Source organism: Candidatus Omnitrophota bacterium (assembly GCA_003598025.1).
Lineage (GTDB): Bacteria > Omnitrophota > Gorgyraeia > Gygaellales > Profunditerraquicolaceae > Profunditerraquicola.
Map to the genome: position 1 here is coordinate 107,134 of QZKH01000003.1, position 21,816 is coordinate 128,949.

Below are 21,816 nucleotides of genomic sequence, written 5' to 3' on the forward strand. Positions count from 1 at the left end.
GAGCAATTGATGCGTATAATTTCCGTTACAAACCAGAAGGGCGGATGCGGCAAAACGACTTCATCAATTAATCTGGCAGCAAGCCTTGCGGCTAACAATAAGAAAGTATTGCTTATAGATTTAGACCCTCAGGCTCATGCGACATTCGGCTTAAGCGTTAAGGCTGATCTTAATATTTATAACGTCCTTTCTAAGATGACGCATAGAAAAGCAAAGCTTGGCGATATAATCAATAAAATAGATGATAATTTTGACCTTGCGCCTTCAAGCATAGTTTTAAGCACGCTTGAGCAGGAGTTAGCCAGCGAAATCGGCAGGGAGTCGCGTCTTTTAGACACCTTAAATAATTTCCGCGCTGATTATGATTACGTGTTAATCGATTGCCCTCCCAACCTCGGGATTTTGACGATAAATGCCATGCGTGCGGCAAATGAGGTGATCATACCGGTAGAGGCTTCAAGGTTTGCCTTAGAAGGCGTAAGCCAGCTTGTTGAAATAATAAACCTTATCAGAGACAGGCTTGGGCACTCCATAGACTATCATGTATTGGTCACTAATTTTGACTCAAGGCTCAGGCATTCTTTTATGCTTCTTGATAAAATAAGGATAACTTTTAAAGACAAATTATTCAGCACCATGATACATGTTAATGTAAAGTTAAAGGAAGCCCAGAACAGCGGCGCGCATATTCTAAAATATGATAAATATTGCCGTGGAGCCAAAGATTATTACAGTCTTTCCCGCGAAGTTATCCTGCAGGAAAGGACTCCCGGGACGTTTACCCCCGTGCTTGAGAAGCGCATGAAAGAGATACTTAAGAAAGAATTACCTAAGCTTACGGAGGTTGTATTTGCTTTTAGCGCACCTGAGGCTAAAAACGTCTATATCGCCGGAGACTTTAATGGCTGGGCAACCGATGAGAAGGCGCGTATGCAGCTTAACGATGGCAAATGGACCAAGAGGGTAAGCCTTAAGCCAGGCTCTTACCATTACCGTTTTGTAGTTGACGGAAAATGGGTAGAAGATTTTAATAATCCATTAAGAGAAGAGAATCCTTATGGTGAAATGGATTCTATAGTAAAGATCGCGTAATATGACAGAAGATAGAGAGATCAGAGAAGGCAAGATATACGCAATGGTTGGCTATTGGTTATTTCTTTGCATTTTGCCTCTTTTGCTTAAAAAAGATAATAAATTTGCCGTGCACCACGGTAAGCAGGGGCTGGTTTTATTTATTTTTATTGTTGCTGCATTTATTTTTTACGTAATACCAATTTTAGGCCCGCTACTTTATCGTTTGGCTTCAGTTGTATATTTTATCTGTTTTCTCTGGGGCAGCATAGAGGCATTAAGAGGCAGATATTGCCGCATCCCTATAATAGCTGATATTGCTGATAAGATAATACTTTAAAGTAGCTATGCAGACCTTAGAGGCATTAAAGACCAGGCGCAGTGTCAGGGTATTTAAGCCAAAACCGATTGATGCCGGCTCTATTGAAGCAATACTGGAGGCAGGAGGCAATGCCCCCACAGCCAGGAATGTGCAACCCTGGGAATTCATAGTTGTGACAAAGAAGGAAGTCCTGCATGATATAGCTTCTTTGGCTGAAAATGGCCGTTTTATCAAAGATTCTGCCTGTTGTATAGCGGTGTTCTGTGATAATACTAAATATTACCTGGAAGATGGTTGTTCTGCTACGGTCAACATTTTAAATGCCGCCCATGAGTTAGGTATAGGCAGCTGCTGGGTCGCAGGGGATAAGAAACCGTATTGTGAGAGCATAAGGCAGATGCTTGGGTGCCCGGCGCACCTGAAACTGGTAAGCTTAATCGCTTTGGGCTATCCGCAAGAGGTTCCCGTTCCGCCTGGCAAGAGGCCCTTGAATGAAATTATTCATAAGGATAAATTCTAAGACAGGAGGTGGCTGGATATGGTATTAAAAAAGAAGAAAAAAAATACCCCAAGAAAGCTATCTAAGAAGAAGGTCGTTAAAAAGAAGCCGGTCAGGAAAAAGATAACAAAAAAGAAAGCATCAGCTAAAAAGCCGGTTAAGAGAACTGCCAAGGTAAAGAAACCTGTTACAAAGGTTGCTAAAGAAGAAATACTCGGAGTAGTAACGCACTATTTTCCTAAAGTAAGAGCGGCTGTAATCAAGCTTAAGGGCCTGCTTTCCGTAGGCGACAAAATTAGGATTAAAGGCCATACAACAGATTTTACTCAAGTAGTCAATTCTATTCAGATTGACCACGTTGTAGTTAACCAGGCTAAAAAAGGCGCAGAAATAGGCCTTTTGGTGAATTCTCGGGTCAGGCAGCATGACGCTGTAACTAAAGCTTAAAACAGGAGGATTTTAAAATGAGGCTTTCAGAAATTGAGAAAAAAGCACGAGATCTGGGCATGAAGGAGACATGGAGGTTTTCAAAGAAAGAGTTAATTAAGAATATTCAGAAAAGAGAAGGTAATTTTGATTGCTTCGGCACTGCTAAGGGGTTTTGTGACCAGTTAGGGTGTGTATGGAGAAGCGACTGCGTAAAGCAAGCCATATAAGAAAGGTTAAATTTGAATGAAATACAATTGCCAGATCTGCAACAGGGAAATAGATGATTTTGTAAGCGTCACGCACATAAAAGCAGAGGAATATCTCTTAGAACTTATACGTAAAGACCACCCTGAATGGAAAGAGAAAGATAAGACTTGCCATAAGTGCGTTGAGTATTACCGCAGGCTCGTAAAGGATGCGGAAATCTAATCAAAACTGGGGGTTTATATGCTTAGCCAATTAGTAAGTTTACCTTTATTCCTCATGGCCTTGGGCGTAGGTTATATAGTCCTATATTTTGCCAAGAGGGAAGAAGGCAGGTCTAGAATCTTAGGATACTTTGTATCTGTTTTTATCATAGTATTAAGTGCTATGATAATAATCATTAATACGTTTCTGGGCATAAAAGCCAATTGTGCAATGAGCTCATATATGGCCAGGCATAAGTTAATGATGAAGACAGGGCCTATGCATCAGCAGCAAATGCCCATTGTAGCGCCAGCCAAGAAATAAAACACGTAAGCTCATCCAAATAGCCTCAAAAAGCTGATATTTTTAGCAACACTGTTTATTTAAGTAAACAGTGTTGCAAACCTTTTATTATCAATATAATACAGCTAGGGTTTATAATTTATCAATATTACTAAGCTATTATGTATATTAATAGATCAAATCGTATGCATAAGTAAAGCAGGCTAGTTATGAACCTCATGTTTAACCCCTTATAACTCTTTTAACTTCAATAAGTTAAAAATTAATAAAAAATAACACAATTATGACAAATTTGGCATGATTAATGCTGTTATATTATTATCATGACAAAATTGAATATACATAGACATACTAGGACATACATAGACAATATAGGTAAGATTTCCACAGGTTTAATTTAATTAAAGACAGGGAGGTTTAAGTTGGGAAACGGCAGAATGACAATAACGGATGTAGCTGACAGGATAGGAGTAACCCCTAAAACCATCATGCGCTGGGAAAGAGCAGGCAAAGTAAGCCGCTCAAAGCGGGACTGGCGAGGCTGGAGAGTCTATGATAAAGACGGGCTTAGGGAACTTAAAAAATTCAAGGACACGCTTTATATCGAGGAGGATGGAAATGGTAAAACTGAATAAGTTTATTCTATTGGTTTTGTTAGTGACTTTTGTTTCAAATGTGCAGGTCATGGCGGAAGATGAGGTCAAGGTTATTGAAAGCCAGCCTGCTGTAAGCTCAGCCGTAACTAGCCAGGTTGCAAACGTTTCTAAACAGCCTGCCTTAGTAATGGCTGAACCTGTTAGGCCCGGAGTCAGCTTTGACCCGGTTAAATACACTCTTGGCCCGGATGATGTTATTGAGATTACGGTAATGCGCCATCCGGAGTTCAGCGGTATCTATCCGGTCAATCTTGAAGGAAAAATCCAGTATAAATTTGTCGGGGATTTGGATGTCAAAGGCATGACTAAAGACGAGCTCGCCGCAAAGATTAAAGACGCAATTACTGCATATGTTATAAGCCCGGAAGTAAGCGTAACAATCCTGGAATTTAAGAGCAAGGTAATATATGTAGTAGGCGAAGTGGGACGGCCCGGAAAATATTTTATGAGGTCTGAGTCTATACCGGTAAGAGAAGCAGTAGTTGAAGCTGGCCTTCCTACATTAGCAGCTGCTATGCGCAGATGCAGGCTCATTACTCCTGATGCAAAAGGGAGGGTTAAAACAAAGTCTGTGGATTTATATTCCATACTTTACGGCGGCAACCTTAAATACAATTATGACATGCGCCCGGGTGATGTGTTATACGTTCCGGCAACTGTTATGGCTAAAATAGTCAGGGTAATAAACCCTGTAACAGCGCCTATATCTTCACTTAACTCCGGAGATAGTGCTGCAACTTCTTTGGCCACAAGATGAAGATAAGGAGAAATATACATGGATAATCAGGAAATAGCTAATTACCGTAACCCGGTTGAATACCTTAAGGTATTCTTTAGAAGAAGATGGTTGTTTGTAACCCCGGTATTTATCGGCCTTGTGCTGGGCATAGTCGCTTCTTTTATGATCCGGCCGACATATGAGTCTTCTACTGTAATACTTGTGGAAGAGGAGAAAATAATCAATCCTCTTATTCAGGGGCTGGCTGTATCAACCTCGGTTGCCCAGAGGATGCGCACCATAAAAGAGCAGATATTAAGCTGGAGCAGCCTGGTCTCTCTTACGAACAAGCTAAATTTAGCTAAGAACGTTGATTCCCAGGCAGGGTTTGAGGGCCTTATTATGAATTTAAGAAAAAACATTGTCGTCACGATGCGCGGGCCTAACCTCATAAAAATATCTTATTATAATTCTAACCCTCAGAAAACCTTGGCAATCGCCAAAACCCTCACGGATGTTTTTATTGAAGAAAACATGCGTTCACAGAGCAAGGAAACGGATGTCGCTATTGATTTTATAAAAGACCAGCTTGAGGTTTATAAAAGGAAGATAAAAGAATCTGAAATAGGAAAATTAGAAGATGATTTGCGAAGCCTGCTGGTTGATTCTACTGAAGCGCATCCTATGGTAAAAGAATTAAGGCAAAGGATCGCAATAGCAAAAAAAGAGCTTGAGGCAGGAGATTATAAAGTCTCTGATAAGGACCTGCCTATAGCAACCCCGGCTTACGAAGCGCTTAAACAGGAACTTGATAAGATGACCGGTTCTGATATAGCTACCGCAGTTGCGCCTTTAGCATATTCTCCCGTGCAACAGACAAACCAGGTTTCTCCGGATTCGGTTTACAAGCTGTTAGTTATGGATAAGCTTGATTCAGCTTTGGGCAGGGACATGCGTGTTAATGAAAATATATATAATATGTTATTGCAGAAATTAGAGACAGCAAAGATTACTAAACGCCTTGAAGCCTCCAAAGAAGGCACTCGTTATACAATAGTTGACCCTCCCAGGCTTCCGCTTAAACCTTCAAAGCCTAACAAATTGCTTGTTATATTCATAGGTATATTTTTGGGTGGTTTTCTAGGCACCGGCCTTGTATTTGGGAAAGAATTCTTAGACCAGTCTTTCCTTGATATTGATGATGCAAAAAATAATTTGGAATTGCCGGTCTTGGGGGCGATATCCAGGCTTACTACACAGGAAGAAATTGAGAAGGAGAAGCTAAAGCAGAAGAAATTTGTCACCATTGGCCTATCGGCAAGCGGAATATTGATTTTGATAGTTATGCTTATATCATTCTTCAGGAAATAAGCATAGGAAAGGAAGTATATTAAGATGTACGAGAAGTTTTATGGATTTAACGAAAAGCCGTTTAACACTACACCTGATTCAAGGTATTTCTTCCCCAGCCCGAAACACACTGAGGCGCTTAACAGCCTTATCTACGCTATAAATGAGCGCAGGGGTTTTGTGGTCGTAACCGGAGAGATAGGCGTAGGAAAGACTACTGTCTGGCGCACTGTCTTAAGCAAGCTTGATGCTAATACTAAAGTAGCTACTATTACCAATACCCATCTTACCTGTAAAGAGCTTATTGCCCAGATACTTGATGAGCTTGAGGTTGATTATACTCCGGGCACGAAACAAAAGCTGCTTGCGCAGTTAAATCATTATCTTATACAGCAGCTGGAAAACGATATTAATGTTGTTTTGCTGATAGATGAAGCGCAGAATTTAAGCTTTACGGCTCTTGAGGAAGTAAGGATGCTTTCAAACTTAGAGACTGAAAGGGAAAAACTAATCCAGATAATACTTATAGGACAGCCTCAGTTAAAAGAAAAATTGAATAATCCAAAATTAGAGCAATTTAAGCAGAGGATCGCCGTTTATTACCATATGTCAGGATTAAGCAAGCAGGAAACTGAAGATTATATCCTGCACAGGCTTAAAATAGCAAGCTCAAACGGCGCAGGTTTCTTTAGCCCTGAGGCATTAAATTCGATATATACCCATTCAAGAGGCATCCCGCGAATTATTAACCTTATGTGTGACAGCGCGCTGCTTTCAGGGTATGTTTATGACACAAAGCAGATTACGGATAAGATTGTTAGTGAAGTGGTTAAGGAGAGGGAACTAGTTATTTAATCGTGAGCTATCAGCTGTCAGCTCTCAGCTCTCAGCAAGCTGTGGTCTGTTGTCCGTCGACTGTGGACTAGCGAGCTATTAGCAGTTACGCAATACTCTATACGCTAAACGCTATACGCAATACGCCGTACGCATAACGCAATACGAAAACAAGGAGACCAAAGAAATGGGCAAAATCACCGAAGCATTAAAAAAAGCAGCGCAGGAACGCCTTGCCAGGATTGAAAAATTAGATAACCGGGAAGAGGTAAAATTTGAATTTATCGCAAAGAAACAGGTAGATTCCAAGATTGACCCCCGTATTGTTACTTTCCATGACCCAAAATCATCGGTTTCAGAGCAATATAAAATGCTAAGGACAAACTTAGCTGCTTTAGGGACTAAAAAGCCGGTAAAGGTCATGACTATTACGAGTTCCACTCATAGTGAAGGTAAGACCATAACAGCTATTAACCTTGCCATATCAATGGCGCACGATTTAAACAATAAGAATATCCTTCTTGTCGATGCAGATATGCGCAGGGCGCGTATTACGAGATATTTGGGTGTCGCTTCTGAGAGCGGGTTATCCGATATACTAAATGATGGCGCTAATATTGACCAGGCCTTGCTTAATATAGGTATAAATAACCTTACAATTTTACCTTCCGGTAAAATCCCCCATAACCCTGCTGAGCTTTTAGGCTCAGGGAAATTCAAGAATCTTGTTGCAGCGCTTAAGAATAAATATGACTATGTGATTTTCGATACCCCGCCAATAATCTCTGTTACAGACGCAGGCATACTTGGAGCCCAGACTGATGGCGTTATTATGGTTATTCAGGCAAACAGGACTCAAAAGGGCGTAGTCAAGCATGCCGAAACCCTCCTGAGGCAGGCAGAGGCAAAGCTCCTTGGTTACATTCTTACTAATATCCAGTACCACATCCCGGCGTACATATATAGATACCTATGATGATTCGGACAGCGTATAGGGTATAGCGTATAGCGGATAGGGTATAGGTTAATTATGAATGATAAAATAAGGACATTTAGAGATTTAAAGGTTTGGCAAAAAGGTATAGATCTAGTAAAGGAGATATATAGTATTTCTAATAGTTTTCCTAAGGAGGAGCAATTTGGATTAACTAACCAGATGAGAAGGGCTGCTGTTTCTATACCGGCAAATATTGCTGAAGGATTCAGGAGGGCGCACGCAAAAGAGCATAAGCAATTCTTGAACATAGCGCTAGGTTCATGCGCTGAATTAGAGACACATGTAATTATTGCTAGAGAATTAGGTTATATTGAAGAAGAGATACATAATTATTTGCTTGAGATTTTGGATCATATTTGTGCAATGACAGTTAATCTTAGCAAGCGCATTTAACGCGTCTCAATACGCCGTACTCAATACGCAATACTCTATACGCTAAACGCTATACGCCGTACGCTATACGCCGTACGCACAACGCAATACGAAAACAAGGAGATTAGACCATGAATTTTTTAGTTACTGGGGGAGCGGGTTTCATTGGATCGCATATAGTAGCAAAATTGCTTAAAGATGGGCATTTTGTGAGAGTATTAGATAACTTTTTCTCAGGAAAGAGGGAAAATTTATCTTTTGCCACAAATAATGAACAATCAACCATGAACTTTGAACTAATAGAAGGCGACATCAGGGACAAGGATACCTGCAAGAAAGCCTGTTCCGGAATGGATTACGTACTTCATCAGGCAGCGCTTCGCTCTGTGCCTAAATCCATGAAAGACCCGCAAAGCTATAATGAAGTTAATATTAACGGCGTTCTTTTTATGCTCAAGGCAGCTGCAGAAGCAAAGGTAAAGCGTTTTGTATTTGCCTCTTCAAGCTCGGTATACGGAGATGTCGATAAATTCCCCCAAAAAGAGGATTTTCTTCCGCAACCGATCTCACCTTATGCTTTAAGCAAGCTTACCGGAGAGCATTACTGCCACATATTTTCAGAGCATTTTGGCCTTGAGACTGTTGCCTTAAGGTATTTTAACGTATTTGGCCCGCGCCAGGCATTAGATGATGAATATGCTGTTGTTATACCGAAATTCATACACAGCATTTTAAATGATAAGAATCCGCCGATTTTTGGTACGGGGAAACAATCACGCGACTTCACTTTTATTGACAACGTTGTTCAGGCTAATATTCTTTCGGCTACCGCTCCTTTAAGTTGCGGGCTGTCAACCGGAGATTGTGTTCCTATAGCCCACAGGGTTTTCAATGTAGCAAATGGTAAAGATCATTCTGTTTTGGAATTAGTTGAATCCTTAAACAAGATTATCGGCAAAAACATAAAGCCGGAATTTCTTCCTAAAAGAGCGGGGGATGTCTTTAGGACTTGCGCGGATATTTCAAGGATCAAGAATGATATAAAATTCCAGCCAAAGATAGGTTTTGAAGAAGGGTTGAAGATTACGGTGGAGTATTTTAAGGAGATTTATAAGAAATAATGAGCTTTCAGTCGTCAGCTGTCAGCTTTCAGCTGTGGACCGAAAGCTGTAGCTTGCCGTGGTCCGTGGTCTGTCGACTATGGACTAGTTTAGCTTTCAGCTGATTTGTGAACCATGAACCATGAACCATGAACTGATAGATACGCTATACGCAATACATTAATGGAGGTACAAGAATGAGTAAAACAATAGATTTACTAAATCAAATATCAAAATCAAGATATACCCAAGGATTATCTAAGGTTACCAATGAGCTAAAAATTGGTTCAGCCAGGAATAATATAGTTTCAAACAGGAAATCTCGTATTCCGCTTACTTGGATGTTAGGTATGGGAGTTGCTACAATCATCCTGCTTAATTTTATTTTCACCATGAAACTATTTTTTATCGTAAAGAATTATAGTTCAAATAGCGCTGAAGTCATTGTTAAACTTAATGAAATTGATAAAATCTCACAAAAGAATACTCAAAAACTTGAAAAATATTCTTCCGATGTTTCAAAAATCAGCTCAGTAATCGGAGTTGTAGATACCAAGATAAAAGATAGTAATTTGCGCATTGCCGAGCTTCAAAAACAGCTTGAATCCCAGAAATTCGCCATAGAGAACCTTACTAAAGCCAAGGATACATTGTTTAATAAGGTAAGTGAGCTTGAGGCAGGAACAACTAAGGCAAAAAACAGGAGATAATTTGATGTTTGGTGATCTGATAAAATACCGTGATCTTTTATTTATGCTAACCCTAAGAGACATTAAGATCAGGTATAAGCAGGCTGTTATGGGCTTCTTTTGGGCGATCTTTATGCCTATTATGGCTGTTTTAGCCGGCGTTTTGGTAAAAAAAGCCATAGCTGTGGTTTCAGGAAAGCCTATGGATTTTGCAGGGGTCATATCTATATCTGTTAAGGTCCTGCCATGGACATTCTTTATTAGCTCAATAAGATTTGCGGTCCAGAGCCTTGTCGGTAACGCCAACCTGGTTACAAAGGTCTATTTTCCCAAAGAAGTCTTACCCTTATCATCTACGATAGCCTGCCTGTTTGATTTCTTAATTGCCGGGCTTGCATTAAGCGTCATGCTTGTTTTTGTTAAAGTCGGGGTAAGCATTCATCTTTTCTGGCTTCCAGTGATTATATTATTTCTCGTTTTATTTACTGCCGGGCTCAGTTTACTGCTGTCTTCGGCAAATCTTTTCTTTAGGGATGTTAAATACGTAGTAGAGGTTATACTCATGTTTGGTATATTCTTTACCCCGGTTTTTTACGAAGCAAGCATATTCGGCAAATGGAAGGCGCTATTACTATTAAATCCTGTGGGCAGCCTGCTTGAATCGATTAATAAAGTAGTAGTCCTTCATCAAACGCCGGACGCACCATGGCTAATTTATGCTGGCGCTACCTCTTTGTTGACTTTCTTTATTGGTATGATGATATTCCAGAAAAACGAACCCTATTTTGCGGAAAACATATAATGAAAAATGCAATAGAATTTAACAATATTTGGAAAAAATTTAAACGCGGTGAAAAATTTAACTCTTTGAGAGATGCTATTCCTAATTTCTTCAGGAAAAAGATAGAGCTTGAAGCAGGAGAGTTTTGGGCGCTTAAAGATGTAAGTTTTGAGATTGAGAAAGGAGAAGTGTTGGGGATAATCGGTCCTAATGGAGCGGGAAAAAGCACTATTTTGAAGCTGCTTTCAGGCATAATAATACCTAATAAAGGCACTATGTCCATAAACGGGAGGTTAGCTGCTTTAATTGAGGTAGGTGCAGGTTTCCACAATGACTTAACCGGAAGAGAAAATATTTATTTAAATGGCACTATACTTGGCATGACAAGAAAAGAGATTGATTCAAAATTTGACCGTATAGTTGAATTTTCAGGGTTAAGCGAGTTTATTGACACTCCGGTTAAAAGATATTCTTCAGGAATGTATTCCAGGCTGGGGTTTTCTGTTGCAGCACATATGGACCCGGATATCCTGCTTGTTGATGAGGTGCTTTCAGTAGGAGATATGGCTTTTCAGGCAAGATGTGCTGAGAAGATGAGAGAGCTGTTGGGTTCAGGGGCAACCATTATTCTAATATCTCACAATTTGCCTTTAGTGCAGAATATGTGCAAAAAGGTAATTTTGCTGCATAAAGGCCAGATATTAAACGAAGGCCATACCAATGATGTAATCCCGCTTTATGAAAAGATAGTTTATAGCCAGAGAGAAGAAGAAGTAAAGAAAGAGGCATCTAAGCTTGATTATAAAGTAAAAGTCCGCGAGGATTCTCTTGTATCAATAGATGAAGTCGCTATCTATGACGGTGCGTCTAATAAGAAGGACATCTTTTCAATAAATGAACATATTAATTTACAGGTATTACTTGGAACCAAAAAGAAAATAGAAAGACCTGTAGTTTCTGTAGAGATTGTCCGCGCTGATGGAGTTATTTGCTGCGCAACTAACACCAAGCAGGACAAATTTGATTTAGGTAATATTGACGGTAAGAAAACAATAGAAATCGGCTTGGGAGATATAAATCTATTACCCGGGGTATATGTTTTACGGTTAGCTGTATGGGATAAGGATATGCTGCATCCATTTTGTGTAAGAAAGCAGGATATCCTTAAGATAGAGGGCGCATCTCTGTCAGCTACTAAAGGGATATTTAACCTAAAGGTAAAATGGAAGTTGTATTAGTAAATGGTTATGGTTACGCTAATACTTCTTTAACATTGACTTTTAACGGTGTTTTATGAGTAGAATTTGTGGCGTAATATCATCAAATCTTATGGAGGAAACCAGTAGGTCTATTGTAAGCAGTATGAATAAGCTTATGCAACATGAAAGTTGGCATAGAATTGATGAATGGGTTAATCATTCAGTCGGATTGGGGCATATTAGTATAGAAGCAGTTAATGAGGAAATACAACCAATCTTTAATGAGGATCGGACTAAGGCAATAATATTTGCAGGGAAGATATTTGCCTACGAGGAAGATAAGAAATATTTGATTGATAGGGGACATAAATTTATTTATTTTGATAATGACGCTGAATTTATTTTACACCTATATGAAGAATATGGAGTATCGAAATTTAGGATGTTAAATGGGATTTTTAGTTTTTTTATTTGGGATAATTTACGAAAAAAAGCAATTTTAGTTAATGATAGATACGGAATGAGGCCTATTTATTATATGAATGACAGAAATAAAAAGATTCTACTGTTTAGTTCTGAGCTAAAGGCTATATCAAAACAGCGTACCTTTGAGAAGAAGATCGATTGGGAAGCGTGGAATATATTTTTTAGGCTAGGTTTCTTAACAGGCGAAGACACATTTTATAAAAATATTAAAGTCCTTCCTAGTGGGTCGGTGCTTTATTTTTATGAGGATAATCTTAGCATCGAAAATTATTGGTCTTATAATGATATTTCTGTAGCTGCTAATCAGAATTTATCAACCTACATAGATGACGTAACCTTTTTGTTCAAACAATCAATGAAACGCAGATTACTACCGGAAAAGAAAATTGCTTTATTTCTTAGTGGAGGGCTTGATTCGCGTGGTATAGCCATAGAGTTAAAAAATAATAAAATACCATTTGAGACTTTTACTACAAGCAAATTTACTAGTCTCGATAGAGATAAAAATCTCGCTAGTCTTATTGCTCAAAAGATGAATGTAAAGAATCATTTCCAGGAGTTACCGGATAGCTTTTTGGATGATATAGAATGGCGTAAAAACTATTTACTTGATTACGAAAGTGATGAGCATGGTTGGATTTTGCCATTATTGAATCAGGTTCCTTTAGATTTCAAGATTAATTACGATGGGATAGCTCAAGATACTATTTGTGATTCTCTCTTATTTCGTGATGAAAATTATATATATCTGGACATGCTAGAGTCCAAAAAATACGAAGATTTTATATATTTCTGGGTATATCAAAAACAATTTAAATTTGTAAAATGGTCTAAAAATGACAATAATAATTTTAATTTTTTTTGCCCTAATATTAGAAAATTTTTCTCAGATGAAATATTCTTCGACAATCTTGAAAAGCATTTAATTAAGTATGAAGGTAGTCCAAATCAATTTATTTTTTTTCAATTGGATAATAGAACAAGAAGGGAAATTTCGTTAGCCCCATTCCAGTTAATAGTTAATAAATTAGAGAGTTTTTGCCCATATTTAGATAATGACTATTTTGAATATATTATTTCATTGCCACGTTTTACCAAGCGAAATCAAACATTAAGAAGCAAACTTATAAATGAATTAAATCCTAATTTTTGCGGGTATAATGAAAGCAATTATATTAGTAAATATAGCGATGTTTATAAAAAGAAATTAAAGTTTCTTGTTTCTATTGAAAAAACACTTCTCAAAAATAGTTTTTTTGATTTGAATAATTCTAATTTTCTTCTAAGAAAATTTTTATCGGATTACTTACTGATGAAGATGGGTTTGTTGATGGAAAGTATTGAAAAAGATTTGTATTTAAAAAGTAGCTTTAATTTAATTTTTCCACTTTATTTCTTTAACAAATGGTTAGCTAATGAAGGGTTTGGTAAGGATGATATATTGATAAGCTAAACGCTAAATTAAAGTTGCTTATATTTATTACTTTACCTCTACTTTATGAATTATTCATTTATTTCAATAGTTATTGCTGCTTTTAATGAAGAAGATAATATCCCTAGTCTGATTGATTCACTATTGGCTTTAGATTATCCTAAGAAGAATTTTGAGATAATTATTGTTGATAATAATTCAAAAGATAATACTTATAATATTTTATCTAAGTATCCTACTATAAAAACATTAAAACAAATAAAAAAGGGAAAACCAGCAGCTATTAATTTAGGGATATTATCATCAAATGGAGAAATTATAGCTAATACAGATGCAGACTGTATAGTTGATAAACACTGGTTGCTAAATATTAACAAATCATTTGAGGATAAAGCTATAGGGATTGTCGCTGGTCCTATAAAGAAAGCATGTCCGAGAAACATGTTGGAGAAATCATATTCCTTACGTGACGAAGACTTTAAGGTGACTATGAATCTAATTAAATTTCAAGGAGGGGCTAATTTGAGTTTCCGAAGAGATGTTTTGAATATGGTGGGTTTCTTTGATGAAACATTACTAAGAGGGCAAGACCTAGAGATATGTGAGAGAGTGCAGCTAAAGACGTCTTATAAATTTAAATATTTTGATGATGTTATTGTTTACACTAGATATCCACATACCATTAAAAGATTGCTTCAGACATCGATAGGAGATGCCTTTGGGAAAGAGTTACTAGATAAAATGAATAATAAAAGTCATAATATTGCATTACACGTTATTAAATTATTCGAAGAGATTATATATTCAATTATTCAAATATTCGCTAAGTTTTTTAGTAAAAATAAAGAAAACAAAATCGAGAGCTATTATAAAGATCTATATGAAATTATTCGATCCTTTGGGAGATTTTTTGGCCATTTGAGAGGTCACTATTATTTTTTAAAAAATATTTTTTTTAAAAATTAACGAATTCTATGAATATATGTTTAGTTTCACGAGAATATCCTCCAGAGCAGGGTGGTGGTATATCTACATACATATATAATCTTGCGCATGGATTACAAGCTTTAGGTTACAAGGTATTTGTAGTATCCTCAACAGAAAATGAGAGTATTTCTTTTGAAGATAGGGGCGTTATTATATATAGAATTAAAAGGCCATATTTAAAATTCCTAAGTTTCCTTGAAGATATTTTCCCTTTAAGAGCCTTTCTTTATAGCATTGATGTTGCGAAGAAAATAAGATATCTTGAGTTATCAGAGAATATTGACTTGATTGAATTTCAGAATTGGTATGCCGAAGGTTTTTGGTATTTGTTATTTAAACATACTCGCCCTGTTGTTATCCGATTGCATACACCATATTTTGAAATTTTACGAATAAAGAACCTTATTCCTAGGATAAAGGACAGGCTTATATGTTGGTTAGAAAAAACAGCTGTTAAAAAAAGTGATTTTATTACAACTTCTACTGTTTTCCATAAAACATTTATGTCTAATGAATATAATATAGAACCTGATAAGATAAAGGTGATACCTCTAGGTGTAGATGTTGAATCAAACGATGAATCAAACGATGAATCAAACGATACGTATTTTAATCCTGGAGATGATAAATTTAATGTGTTATTTTTAGGAAGGCTTGAAAAGAGGAAAGGTATAGATGTGTTGTTAGAGGCGATACCTTATGTTATTGGGCAGAAGCAAGAGATTAATTTTTACCTTGTAGGTATAGATAAGAATGAATATTTTGAGAAAGAATTTAAGAAGAGATATTCTAATCGATATGAAAATAGTGTGCATTTTATTGGATATGTAGGTAAACCTCAAAAAGAAAACTTTCTTAGAAAGTGCGATTTATTCGTTGCTCCTTCTTTGTACGAATCGTTTGGTTTTGTTTATATCGAGGCAATGAGATATGGCAGACCTGTTATTGGTTGTAACGGTATTTCGGCCCAAGAGATTATCGAGCATAACAAGAGCGGTTTTTTGATTCCCCCTAACAATGTGGAAGCTCTTGCTAAAATAATACTTGAGTTATTCGATGATAAGGTTAAGAGGGAAAAGGTTGGAATGGAGGCACGTGCCAAAGTTAAGTTACAATATTCAAGAGAAAAAATGGCTGAAGCAACAGCCACTTTTTATACTTCTATATTCAAATGAGAACAAGAACCCCCAAAATAAGTGTAATCATACCAACATATAATCGTGCTAATTATATTAGCGTTGCGATTCACAGCGTTTTGAACCAAACATATCATAACTGGGAGATAATCGTAATTGATGATGGGTCTAATGATTCAACAAAAGAAGTAATTCGTCCGTATTTAGATAATATTTCTTATTTTTATCAGAACAATCAAGGAGAAGCTTCTGCTAGAAATATCGGGATAAATAGATCTAAGGGAGAATTTATCGCTTTTTTAGATAGCGATGATTTGTGGCTCCCGGATAAACTAAAAATACAGATCTCCAGATTAGAAAGTAATGATCAATTATCATTAACATATTGTCGCGCTAAGATGATTGACTCACATGGAATATTTATGGGTTATAAGCCTACTACCCCTGCATTATCCACACGAGATTTTCTTTATGGGGCGAGATTGCCTATGACTGTTTTGGTAAAAAGAAAAGTATTTGATGAAGTAGGTTTGTTTGATACTAATATTAAAGTCGGAGTTGATACAGATTTATGGTTACGATTAAGCATGGATCATAAAATTGATTATTTAGATGAACCGCTAGCAGTTATAAGAGCTCATAATGACAATATTTCAATTGATAAAAAAAGTATGTATCTAGGATCAATAAACACATTGAATAAGTTAATTAGCAACAAAATTGTTAATAATTTTGATAAACGAGAGCTCAATAATCTACTTGCCAAACAATATTATCTCTTAGCACGCGAGTGTAATTATACATATAGGGAGAGAAAATCTGCATTTAGCTATTGTTTTTCTGCATTAAACTTAAATCCAAGTGTAGGAAAAATGCTTATTAACAAAAAAGATGATAATTTGCTGAAATATAAGAAGTTGCTTAACCCGTATTTTTTCTTATTTTATACATTCTTCACAAGATTGCTGAGTACTAATAAATTAATTAAACAATCAATAAATATTCTGTTTTATGATCCTTCTTCAGGATACGGTGGTTCTGGAAAGTCATTATCATTACTTATAAATAATCTTAATGAAATGAATTTCTCGTCATTTGTGTTAATAAAAAACTTTGGACCACAATTTACGAATATAAAAAATGCGAAGATTGTAAAAATAAAAAACACGCCTAATCCAAGACGACAGAATATAATCGCATTTTTTGGATACATTATTCCAGAAGCAATTAGGATTTTCTTTATTTTAAAGCTAAATAATATAAGAATTGTTCATGTTAACACAAATATACTTTCAGGGCTTGCCCCTATTATTGCTGCTCGAATAGCAGGCGTTCCCTGTATTTGTCATATTAGGCTATCGAGAAATTTAATTAAGAGAGAAATTTTATTTTCTTATTGGATTGATCATGTAATTGTACTTAATATTAATACTTTTAAGATGTATCGAAAGTATTTCTTAGAAGAGAGAATTAGCCTTATTTATGATGGTCTAAGTATGGATAATGAGAATTTGAATAATACTAATGCTATAGCTAGATGCGAATTCTGTTATAATTCCGAATTTTGTGTAGGAATTATTGGAAGAATTGTTGAAGGTAAAGGCCACAAGGAATTTATATTAATGGCTCAGAAAATATTAGAAAAAAACAAAGCTGTAAAATTCTTAATAGTAGGGGAACCAAAAGGAGATTATGAAGACTACTTTATTCAGGTGGTTAAACTGGTAAAAGAAAGAAATCTGTCCGATAAAGTTATATTTACTGGCTGGAGAAATGACATTAATAATATAATATCTGGCTTGGATGTTCTTGTTCAGGCTAGTACAACTTTTCCTGAAGGTTTTGGGTTAACTATAATTGAAGCTATGGCGATGGGTAAAGTAGTTGTAGCCACTAATATTCCTGGTCCGTCAGATATTATTGTTAATGGAGAAACAGGCTTTTTAGTCCCACCTGGTGATATTAACTTGATGGCGGATAAAATATTGTATCTTCTTTGTAATCCAGATGTCGCTAGAAAAATGGGTGAAGCTGGTAGAAATCGTGTAGAAAAATTTTTTGCTATAAAAAATACTGTTAAGAGTATTGAAGAAATTTATATGGGGGTATTATTAAGGAAGAGACAACGATGAATAGATATAATGATTCTAATAGACTTGGATTTTCTTGGGGCGATTTAAGAATGTTTTTGGCTTTTGTTTCAGTTGTTATTTTCTTTGGGATTATTGTACAAGCAGATTTTGAAATACCCAGGGCTATACTTTATCCATTTTTTATTTTAGCTTTCTTTCTATTGCTTTCTAAAGGATTTAAAAAGCCAGAGATATGTATTTATGCATTAGTAACATATGTGCCTTTCAGCAAAATTCTTGTTGGTGATTTTGGTGGGATGATGACCGCGTTAAACTTTACGAATATTTTGACTATTATAATGATTGTAACTTGGATTTTTGGTAATGTGTCGCAGAATAAGAAAGTTTATACACGTACATCGTTGGATATTCCGCTTTTAATTTTTATATTTTTTGGATGTTTCTCTTTAATTAAAGGCACGTTTTATTTTGGCGCCGATTACGCATTTAGTTTTATAACTCCTTTAAAAAGATGGCTCACTCCACTGTTTTTCTTTTTTATTGTTTTTAATATAGTAAAAGACAAAAAAACAATAAAAAATATTATTTTGTTAATGATGGTAGTGTTGACAGTGGTTGCATTGATGGCTATAAAAGATTATATCGATGTTGGGAGTACAGCTAGCTTAGAGAAGTCGAGAATCGGTAGTATAGCACAACAACCAAATATCCTAGCTGCTTTCTTTGTGTATTATATGTTTCTTTTTGCTGGTTTTATGCTAATTTACTGGAACAATGTTAAGTTTTGGTTGCTTAGTTTTCCTTTTTTGCTTTGTTTTAGAGGTATGCAGGTCACTTTTTCTAGAGGAGGTTATCTTGCTTTTGCTGCCGCAGCTTTAACAATAACTTTTTTCAAAAATAAGATTTTGTTTTTTATTATTGCTTTTCTTTTGATATTAACTGTCTTAAATCCAGCCTTTTTGCCAAGCGGAATAAAGTACAGAATCTCATCAACTTTCACTAAAGACCAGATATATTCTCCAACTCTTGAAGAGACTATAGATAAAAGTTCAGCTACTAGGATTGCCATATGGAAAGGTGGACTAGAAATGATAAAGGAGCATAAATGGTCTGGAGTTGGGTATGGAGTATTTCCTCATTTAATACCTTATTATGCCCCTGAAGTTGGTAAAGTGGATGCTCACAATACATACATTTTGATTGCAGCAGAAATGGGAATTTTTGCTCTTTTAGTGTTTTTATTTATATTGGGAATAATATTCAAGAATACTTATAAATTATATCGACTCACAAGGGATAAGTTTTTTAAGGCCATATCGTTAGGCTTTCTAGGAAGCTTGGGTGGTGTTTTGGTTGCGAATATTTTCGGTGGAAGGCTTGACTCACAAGAAGTTAGTAGTTACTTTTGGATTTTAGCTGCTTTAATTTTTAGAGCACTATACATAGAAAAACATGATTATAATTCAAAGTTAAATCATGCGAAATAACATTTTGATTATAGTAGATAATCTCGCAGCTGGTGGAGCCCAAAGGCAGATTATCGAATATTTAAAACTTGCTGATAAAAACATTTTTTATTTTAAAGTGGTAAACTTGGATTCAGATGTAACGATTCTGGAAAACGATATAAAACAAATAGGCCTCGAAGTCATTAATATCCGTCATAAGGGCTTTTTTAACCTCTCAACTTTATTTAAATTATATAAGATTATAAAGTATGAAAAACCGGCAATCGTGCACACCTTTTTATTTACCTCTGACCTATATGGCCGTATTGCAGCTAAATTAGCAGGAATACCTGTAATAATAAGCTCGGTTCGTAACATTGATAAGTGGCAGAAATGGCACCATAGGCTTGCAGACCGGATTTTGGCGAATGTTACGGATAAAATAACTATTAATGCAGAGTGTATCAGGCCTTATCTTGTGAATACAAAGAAACTCCCTAAAGAAAAAATTGTTACTATTTATAATGGTATAGATTTGAACAGGTTTGATAATTTAAGAGAGCCTAAGAGCATAAAAGCAGAACTGTGTATTTCGGATAAAGCTTTAATGGTCGGTATGGTTTCGCGTTTCTCAGAACAAAAGGATTATGATACTCTTCTAAAGGTAGCTCAGGAGATATCAAAAGAGCGGGAAGATGTATATTTTGTGTGTGTTGGGGATGGTAAATTAAAGCCGATACTCGATTCTCGATTCTCGATACGACCAAAGGGAGTCCTGAGCGAAGCCGAAGGACGCGATACTCGAAATATAAAGTTCACCGGCCTACGTTCCGACATCCCAGATTTGATTAACGCTATGGATATATGCGTATTATCCAGCCATTATGAGGGTTGTCCTAATGTTATTTTGGAATACATGGCTTGCTCAAAACCGGTAATTGCTTCAAATGTTGGCGGATGCGCAGAATTAGTAGCAAATGGTAAGTCCGGTTTTATTGTGCCCCCAGGAGACATAAATTCCTTAAAAGACAAAATTGTTCTTCTGCTTGATGATAAAGAATTAAGGCTCAGAATGGGCAAAGAAGGCAGGGGGTTAGTTGAGGCTAAATTCATTTCGCAGAGAATGGTAAAAGAAACAGAAGGCTTATACAAACAATTATTGAACCCTAAAATCGCCTACATCCTTTCCCAATTCCCCGAAACTCACGAAACTTTCATATTAAGGGAGATAAAGGCACTTAAAGAGAAGGGCGTTGATGTTAAGATTATATCGCTAAAGAAGTGTAGGGACAGAGTTATACATGATGAAGCTAAGGAATTTATAAAAGATACGATATATGCTGATGTTAGCGTATTGCGTATTGCGTGTAGCGTATTGAGCAAACCATTAAGATCCTTGGGTGCGTTGGGGTATGTTTTGAGGAGCTATTTCGGCAAGCCGTGGGAATTTGTTAAAGCGATGTATGTTTTGGCTGAATGCTTGAGTATTGCCCCGATGCTAAAAAAGATGCGCATAAAGCATATGCATAGCCACTGGGCAACCATGCCGACTACTGCTGCAGTTATCCTCAATAAATTAACGGGCATACCTTTCAGTTTTACTGCTCATGCCTGGGACCTGTTTATTGATTGCGACGGCTTGGAAGAGAAAATCAATAAGGCAAGGTTTGCTGTTACTTGTACCGGGTATAACAAGAATTTCATGGGGTATTTTTGTAATAATGGCCAGGCGGATAAGGTGTATCTTAATTATCATGGATTGGATCTTAGTAAATATGTGGGGGGTCAGGGATTCAAGGAATCGAGGAATCAAGAGAGTAAATATGTGCGGGATCCACAGTCCGCAATACGCGATACTCAATACGCAATACGCACGACGCAATACGATAAGATATCTATTCTGGCAATTGGTAGGCTTGTAGAAACTAAAGGATTTGAGTATCTAATTGAGGCGTGTGGGATGTTGAAAGAAAGAGGGATTGATTTTGAGTGCTTTATTGTTGGACAAGGACCATTAGAGAAGCGTTTAGCGTATAGCGTAGAGCGTATAGAGTTAAAAGATAAGATTAAATTCTTGGGATTGCAGACGCAGGAGCAGATAAAGAAGTTGTTTAGCGATGCAAGCGTATTAGTCCAGCCTTCGGTTATGGCCGGTAACGGCGATAGGGATGGCATTCCTAATGTGATTATAGAAGCTATGGCTTTGGGTGTTCCGGTTATTTCAACTAATTTTTCAGGTATACCAGAAGTAGTCATTGATAAAAAGACAGGTATTTTAGTCCAGGAGAAAGATAGTAATGAACTTGCCAACGCCATTGAGAACCTGCATAAGGATTGCTATTTGACGGATAAGATAATCAAAAATGCCAGGGAACATGTTGAGAAGAAGTTTAATATAGATACTAATGTTAGGGAGTTGATAGAGATATTTAGAAGTAATGGAGTATTATGAGCTTTCAGCTATCAGTCGTCAGCTATCAGCAATGGATGATAAATCTGAGCTGTC

At 36.6% G+C, this 21,816-nt stretch carries 23 protein-coding genes; all 23 read left to right on the forward strand.

The window, feature by feature from the left end:
- The first annotated feature begins 9 nt into the window (after window positions 1-9).
- The 23 genes from C4533_02845 to C4533_02955 all read left to right on the forward strand — a co-directional run bounded on the left by C4533_02845 (window position 10) and on the right by C4533_02955 (window position 21,762).
- Window positions 10-1,092, forward strand: a complete 1,083-nt coding sequence (locus C4533_02845) for a ParA family protein (protein ID RJP28743.1) — start codon at window positions 10-12, stop codon at window positions 1,090-1,092.
- A gap of 1 nt (window position 1,093) precedes the next feature.
- Complete coding sequence (locus C4533_02850; protein ID RJP28744.1) at window positions 1,094-1,411, forward strand: hypothetical protein; 318 nt, start codon at window positions 1,094-1,096, stop codon at window positions 1,409-1,411.
- Between the two features lie 7 nt (window positions 1,412-1,418).
- Window positions 1,419-1,913, forward strand: a complete 495-nt coding sequence (locus C4533_02855; protein RJP28745.1) for a nitroreductase family protein — start codon at window positions 1,419-1,421, stop codon at window positions 1,911-1,913.
- Between the two features lie 189 nt (window positions 1,914-2,102).
- Window positions 2,103-2,339: a translation elongation factor-like protein gene (locus C4533_02860; GenBank protein RJP29212.1), complete on the forward strand. Its 237-nt coding sequence runs from the start codon at window positions 2,103-2,105 to the stop codon at window positions 2,337-2,339.
- A gap of 17 nt (window positions 2,340-2,356) precedes the next feature.
- Entirely contained in the window at window positions 2,357-2,548 is a 192-nt protein-coding gene (locus C4533_02865; protein RJP28746.1) for an SAP domain-containing protein, read from the forward strand.
- A gap of 16 nt (window positions 2,549-2,564) precedes the next feature.
- Window positions 2,565-2,750: a hypothetical protein gene (locus C4533_02870; protein RJP28747.1), complete on the forward strand. Its 186-nt coding sequence runs from the start codon at window positions 2,565-2,567 to the stop codon at window positions 2,748-2,750.
- Window positions 2,751-2,768: 18 nt separating this feature from the next.
- Window positions 2,769-3,053, forward strand: coding sequence for a hypothetical protein (locus C4533_02875; protein ID RJP28748.1), 285 nt, complete (start codon window positions 2,769-2,771; stop codon window positions 3,051-3,053).
- Between the two features lie 416 nt (window positions 3,054-3,469).
- Window positions 3,470-3,667 (forward strand): MerR family transcriptional regulator, encoded by a 198-nt coding sequence (locus C4533_02880; GenBank protein ID RJP28749.1) that lies wholly within the window; start codon window positions 3,470-3,472, stop codon window positions 3,665-3,667.
- Window positions 3,585-4,445 carry a polysaccharide export protein gene (locus tag C4533_02885; protein RJP28750.1) on the forward strand — a complete coding sequence of 287 codons (861 nt, stop codon included), beginning with the start codon at window positions 3,585-3,587 and terminating at the stop codon, window positions 4,443-4,445. Before C4533_02880 ends, C4533_02885 begins: the two co-directional genes overlap by 83 nt.
- Window positions 4,446-4,463: 18 nt before the next feature.
- On the forward strand, window positions 4,464-5,777 hold the full coding sequence (locus C4533_02890) for a hypothetical protein (protein RJP28751.1): 1,314 nt from the start codon (window positions 4,464-4,466) through the stop codon (window positions 5,775-5,777).
- A 24-nt stretch (window positions 5,778-5,801) separates the two neighbouring features.
- Complete coding sequence (locus C4533_02895) at window positions 5,802-6,611, forward strand: AAA family ATPase (GenBank protein RJP28752.1); 810 nt, start codon at window positions 5,802-5,804, stop codon at window positions 6,609-6,611.
- Window positions 6,612-6,777: 166 nt separating this feature from the next.
- The gene (locus C4533_02900; protein ID RJP28753.1) at window positions 6,778-7,566 is read left to right on the forward strand and encodes a polysaccharide biosynthesis tyrosine autokinase; all 789 of its coding nucleotides are present in this window, start codon (window positions 6,778-6,780) and stop codon (window positions 7,564-7,566) included.
- Window positions 7,567-7,632: 66 nt separating this feature from the next.
- Window positions 7,633-7,980, forward strand: a complete 348-nt coding sequence (locus tag C4533_02905) for a four helix bundle protein (GenBank protein ID RJP29213.1) — start codon at window positions 7,633-7,635, stop codon at window positions 7,978-7,980.
- Window positions 7,981-8,090: 110 nt separating this feature from the next.
- Window positions 8,091-9,080: an SDR family oxidoreductase gene (locus C4533_02910; GenBank protein ID RJP28754.1), complete on the forward strand. Its 990-nt coding sequence runs from the start codon at window positions 8,091-8,093 to the stop codon at window positions 9,078-9,080.
- Between the two features lie 176 nt (window positions 9,081-9,256).
- Window positions 9,257-9,769: a hypothetical protein gene (locus tag C4533_02915; GenBank protein RJP28755.1), complete on the forward strand. Its 513-nt coding sequence runs from the start codon at window positions 9,257-9,259 to the stop codon at window positions 9,767-9,769.
- A 4-nt stretch (window positions 9,770-9,773) separates the two neighbouring features.
- A complete protein-coding gene (locus tag C4533_02920; GenBank protein RJP28756.1) occupies window positions 9,774-10,550 on the forward strand; it encodes a hypothetical protein in 777 nt (258 codons plus the stop codon).
- Window positions 10,454-11,767, forward strand: a complete 1,314-nt coding sequence (locus tag C4533_02925) for an ABC transporter ATP-binding protein (protein RJP28757.1) — start codon at window positions 10,454-10,456, stop codon at window positions 11,765-11,767. Before C4533_02920 ends, C4533_02925 begins: the two co-directional genes overlap by 97 nt.
- A 55-nt stretch (window positions 11,768-11,822) precedes the next feature.
- Window positions 11,823-13,667 carry an asparagine synthetase B gene (locus C4533_02930; protein RJP28758.1) on the forward strand — a complete coding sequence of 615 codons (1,845 nt, stop codon included), beginning with the start codon at window positions 11,823-11,825 and terminating at the stop codon, window positions 13,665-13,667.
- A gap of 45 nt (window positions 13,668-13,712) precedes the next feature.
- A complete protein-coding gene (locus C4533_02935; protein ID RJP28759.1) occupies window positions 13,713-14,612 on the forward strand; it encodes a glycosyltransferase in 900 nt (299 codons plus the stop codon).
- Between the two features lie 8 nt (window positions 14,613-14,620).
- A complete protein-coding gene (locus C4533_02940) occupies window positions 14,621-15,808 on the forward strand; it encodes a glycosyltransferase family 1 protein (protein ID RJP28760.1) in 1,188 nt (395 codons plus the stop codon).
- Complete coding sequence (locus C4533_02945; protein RJP28761.1) at window positions 15,805-17,901, forward strand: glycosyltransferase; 2,097 nt, start codon at window positions 15,805-15,807, stop codon at window positions 17,899-17,901. The genes C4533_02940 and C4533_02945 overlap by 4 nt, the downstream gene beginning before the upstream one ends.
- Window positions 17,898-19,349: an O-antigen ligase family protein gene (locus tag C4533_02950; protein RJP28762.1), complete on the forward strand. Its 1,452-nt coding sequence runs from the start codon at window positions 17,898-17,900 to the stop codon at window positions 19,347-19,349. Before C4533_02945 ends, C4533_02950 begins: the two co-directional genes overlap by 4 nt.
- Window positions 19,339-21,762 carry a glycosyltransferase gene (locus C4533_02955; protein RJP28763.1) on the forward strand — a complete coding sequence of 808 codons (2,424 nt, stop codon included), beginning with the start codon at window positions 19,339-19,341 and terminating at the stop codon, window positions 21,760-21,762. Before C4533_02950 ends, C4533_02955 begins: the two co-directional genes overlap by 11 nt.
- Window positions 21,763-21,816: the final 54 nt, after the last annotated feature.

Bases quoted from the DNA above. Each gene is read 5' to 3' on its own strand.
- C4533_02875 (RJP28748.1), top strand. From the start codon at position 2,769: ATGCTTAGCCAATTAGTAAGTTTACCTTTATTCCTCATGGCCTTGGGC.
- C4533_02930 (RJP28758.1), top strand. From the start codon at position 11,823: ATGAGTAGAATTTGTGGCGTAATATCATCAAATCTTATGGAGGAAACC.
- C4533_02870 (RJP28747.1), top strand. From the start codon at position 2,565: ATGAAATACAATTGCCAGATCTGCAACAGGGAAATAGATGATTTTGTA.
- C4533_02955 (RJP28763.1), top strand. From the start codon at position 19,339: ATGCGAAATAACATTTTGATTATAGTAGATAATCTCGCAGCTGGTGGA.
- C4533_02920 (RJP28756.1), top strand. From the start codon at position 9,774: ATGTTTGGTGATCTGATAAAATACCGTGATCTTTTATTTATGCTAACC.
- C4533_02950 (RJP28762.1), top strand. From the start codon at position 17,898: ATGAATAGATATAATGATTCTAATAGACTTGGATTTTCTTGGGGCGAT.
- C4533_02895 (RJP28752.1), top strand. From the start codon at position 5,802: ATGTACGAGAAGTTTTATGGATTTAACGAAAAGCCGTTTAACACTACA.
- C4533_02850 (RJP28744.1), top strand. From the start codon at position 1,094: ATGACAGAAGATAGAGAGATCAGAGAAGGCAAGATATACGCAATGGTT.
- C4533_02845 (RJP28743.1), top strand. From the start codon at position 10: ATGCGTATAATTTCCGTTACAAACCAGAAGGGCGGATGCGGCAAAACG.
- C4533_02855 (RJP28745.1), top strand. From the start codon at position 1,419: ATGCAGACCTTAGAGGCATTAAAGACCAGGCGCAGTGTCAGGGTATTT.
- C4533_02935 (RJP28759.1), top strand. From the start codon at position 13,713: ATGAATTATTCATTTATTTCAATAGTTATTGCTGCTTTTAATGAAGAA.
- C4533_02865 (RJP28746.1), top strand. From the start codon at position 2,357: ATGAGGCTTTCAGAAATTGAGAAAAAAGCACGAGATCTGGGCATGAAG.
- C4533_02945 (RJP28761.1), top strand. From the start codon at position 15,805: ATGAGAACAAGAACCCCCAAAATAAGTGTAATCATACCAACATATAAT.
- C4533_02890 (RJP28751.1), top strand. From the start codon at position 4,464: ATGGATAATCAGGAAATAGCTAATTACCGTAACCCGGTTGAATACCTT.
- C4533_02910 (RJP28754.1), top strand. From the start codon at position 8,091: ATGAATTTTTTAGTTACTGGGGGAGCGGGTTTCATTGGATCGCATATA.
- C4533_02880 (RJP28749.1), top strand. From the start codon at position 3,470: ATGACAATAACGGATGTAGCTGACAGGATAGGAGTAACCCCTAAAACC.
- C4533_02885 (RJP28750.1), top strand. From the start codon at position 3,585: ATGATAAAGACGGGCTTAGGGAACTTAAAAAATTCAAGGACACGCTTT.
- C4533_02925 (RJP28757.1), top strand. From the start codon at position 10,454: ATGGCTAATTTATGCTGGCGCTACCTCTTTGTTGACTTTCTTTATTGG.
- C4533_02900 (RJP28753.1), top strand. From the start codon at position 6,778: ATGGGCAAAATCACCGAAGCATTAAAAAAAGCAGCGCAGGAACGCCTT.
- C4533_02915 (RJP28755.1), top strand. From the start codon at position 9,257: ATGAGTAAAACAATAGATTTACTAAATCAAATATCAAAATCAAGATAT.
- C4533_02940 (RJP28760.1), top strand. From the start codon at position 14,621: ATGAATATATGTTTAGTTTCACGAGAATATCCTCCAGAGCAGGGTGGT.